The following is a 2877-nucleotide window of genomic DNA, read 5'->3' as shown; positions in this document are numbered from 1 at the left end:
CATTGAGGTAAAACCATGGACTTTATTCGCACCGAGCGCGATCCTTTAAGCCTGTATCAAAGCATGCTGCTGATCCGCGCCTACGAAAAAAGGCTGGCCGCGCTGTTCGCGGCCGGCAATTTCCCGCTGACCTGTTCGGCGCAGGGACAGGAGGCCGCCGCCGTCGGTGTGGTCCGCGCCCTGAACGCCGACGACCGGATTCTGACCAACCATCGCAGTTCGGCGCACCTGTTGGCGCGCGGCGCCGATCCGGGACGCTTGATCGCCGAAGTGATGGGCAAGACCACCGGTTATTGCGGCGGCAAAAGCGGCACCCTGCATATTTCGGCGAAGGCGCTCGGCGTGGTGCTGACTTCGACGATCGTCGGCGGCGAGCTATCGCTGGCGACCGGCGTGGCGTTATCGAAACAAATGCTGAAACAAGCGGGAATCGTGGCTTGTTTCTTCGGCGACGGCGCCGCCTGCGAGGGTATCTTTCACGAATCGCTGAACCTGGCGTCGGTGTGGGAACTGCCGGTCCTCTACGTTTGCGAAAACAACCAATGGCAGGCCTTCGTGCACCGGCGCGAGACGATGATCGCAGACCGCATCGCTCCCTGGGCCGGCAATTACGCGATCGATTATGCCTCTGTGGACGGCAACGACGTCAATGCGGTGCTGACAGCCGCCGAGGCCGCGGTCGAACGGATTCGCCGGACCGGCAAACCCTACCTGCTTGAAACCTGCACCTATCGTCAGAAGGGGCACTTCTCCCTTGACGATCAAGGCTATGTCGATGCCGACGAACTGACGCGCTGGAAAGCGCTCGATCCGTTGCGGCGCATGGAAGCGTATCTACTGGAGTCGGCCGGATTGAGCGCCGATGATCTGGCTGCGCTGCGGGCCCAGGCCGAGGCCGGCCTCGATGATGCGGTGGCGTTCGCGCAGCAATCCCCCTATCCCGATTCGTCCGCTCTGACGGCGGATGTATATGCCTGAAGGAGCCGACATGTCTGAAATCACTGTCAATGATGCTATCGTCCAGGCGCTGAACGAGGAAATGCAGCGCGATGCCCGGGTATTACTTTTCGGCGAGGGCGTTGCCACCCTGCAGCCGGAACTGGTCAAACGATTCGGCGCCGACCGCGTCCGCAACACGCCGCTGTCCGAAGCCATTATCGCCGGCACTGCGGTCGGCGCGGCCGCCACCGGTTTGCGGCCGGTGATCGACATGCTCTACGCGCCTTTTCTGGCCTATGCGATGGATGCCATCGTCAATAGCGCCGGCAAATTGCGCTACATGTCCGGCGGGCAATTCGAATTCCCGCTGGTTGTGCTCGCCAAGACCGGCGCCGGCTGGGGCGTGGGAGCGCAGCACTCGCATAATTTGGAGGCCTGGTTCGTGCACAGCCCCGGCTTGAAGGTGGTGATGCCTTCAAACGCAGCCGACTTCAAGGGCCTGCTGAAAAGCGCAATTCGCGACGATAACCCGGTGCTGTTTTTCAGCGACATGGCTCTGGGTTACGACAGCGGCAGGGTGGCGGCGGGCGAGGAGGCCCTGGTGCCGATCGGCAAGGCGGCCATCGCTCGGAGTGGCTGCGATGTGACGCTCGTGGCGTACGCCAAGTGCGTGCCTACCTGCCTGCAAGCCGCCGAGCAGTTGGCTGCGCTGGGCGTTGACGCGGAAGTCATCGACCTGCGCACGCTGAAGCCGCTTGACGAAGCTACGCTGCTAACTTCGGTACGAAAGACCGGCCGTCTGGTCGTGGTGCACGAAGCAGGGCCGCTGTGCGGCATCGGCGCGGAAATCGCGGCGCTGATTTCGGAACAGGCCTTTTCAGCACTGAAGGCGCCGGTGCGCCGGGTCACCAGTCCCGATGTGCCGACGCCGGCCTCTCCTGTGCTGGAGCGGGCTTTTCTGCCGCAAGCGCCGGACGTCGTCGCTGCCGTTCGAGGATTATTGGGAGGGGCGTGAGCCGACAAACGGAGCCAATCGGCCATGCGGTTCGCTGACTGGTGTTGAACAGAAAACCGGACAAGCCGACTTTTTGAAGAACTTTGCAATCTTCTCGGGGCGGCCGGCCCGACGGTAAGCAAGCGATTATCATCCCAAGCGGTTATAATCTTGCTCCGTCATGGACATAAAAAACCTCAAAATCCTGAACAATCCCGAAGAGGTCGCCGACTTTCTCCGCCTGCCGCTGTCGATCAGTCTGGCGGCCGGCAAGGATCCCGAGCGGCCTTCCTGGGCGCGCTGCCTGGGCTGCCGTTTTGATGCGTCGAGTTTGGAGCTGTGCCTGTACGTGTCGGAATCGGCCTCGAAAAAACTGCTCGACGACGTCAAAACCCATCCGAAACTGGCGGCGGTGTTCTGCCTGCCTTCTACCGAACAGACCATTCAAATCAAATGCACGGTCGGCCGTATCAGACCGATCGGCGCGGAAGAACGGCAATTTATCGCCGCCGCCCGGCAAGCTTTCGCGGCGGAAGTCGCCAATCTGGGGTTCGACGCCGCATTCACCGAACATTATCTATATGCCGAAAACTGCGTCGCGATCACGGCCGAGGCCTCTGAATTCTACGACCAGACGCCGGGGCCGTTGGCCGGCAGCATCCTGAAAGTCCAGCCATGACGCCTCGCCTCGAAATGATGCGGAATTGCTTCGACGGCGGCATTCCGAGCGTGATCGCCACCTGTTCCAAGGACGGCACACCGAACATTTCGCTGCTGTCGCAAGTGCAATATGTCGATCCCGAACACATTGCCTTGACCTATCAATTTTTCAACAAGACCCGAACCAACATTCTGGCCAACCCCTACGCCACGCTGACGGTCACGGACTCGCAAACCGCAGCCATCTACCGCCTGCACATCCGCTATCTGCATACCGAGACGTC

General features: G+C 61.2%; 4 protein-coding genes. All 4 read left to right on the top strand.

Annotated features, from left to right (window positions below; translation table 11 throughout):
• Positions 1 to 15: 15 nt before the first annotated feature.
• Positions 16 to 978 (top strand): thiamine pyrophosphate-dependent dehydrogenase E1 component subunit alpha, encoded by a 963-nt coding sequence (locus U2W12_RS00020; RefSeq protein WP_326498631.1) that lies wholly within the window; start codon positions 16 to 18, stop codon positions 976 to 978.
• A gap of 10 nt (positions 979 to 988) precedes the next feature.
• Positions 989 to 1954: a pyruvate dehydrogenase complex E1 component subunit beta gene (locus U2W12_RS00015; protein ID WP_326498630.1), complete on the top strand. Its 966-nt coding sequence runs from the start codon at positions 989 to 991 to the stop codon at positions 1952 to 1954.
• 160 nt (positions 1955 to 2114) lie between these two features.
• On the top strand, positions 2115 to 2612 hold the full coding sequence (locus U2W12_RS00010; protein WP_326498629.1) for a hypothetical protein: 498 nt from the start codon (positions 2115 to 2117) through the stop codon (positions 2610 to 2612).
• On the top strand, positions 2609 to 2877 hold a 269-nt coding region (locus U2W12_RS00005), incomplete at its 3' end, for a pyridoxamine 5'-phosphate oxidase family protein (RefSeq protein WP_326498628.1). The genes U2W12_RS00010 and U2W12_RS00005, both read left to right, overlap by 4 nt.

The organism is Methylomicrobium sp. Wu6 (assembly GCF_035916875.1).
Classification (GTDB): Bacteria; Pseudomonadota; Gammaproteobacteria; order Methylococcales; family Methylomonadaceae; genus Methylomicrobium.
This window is presented reverse-complemented; position numbering and strand designations above follow the sequence as displayed.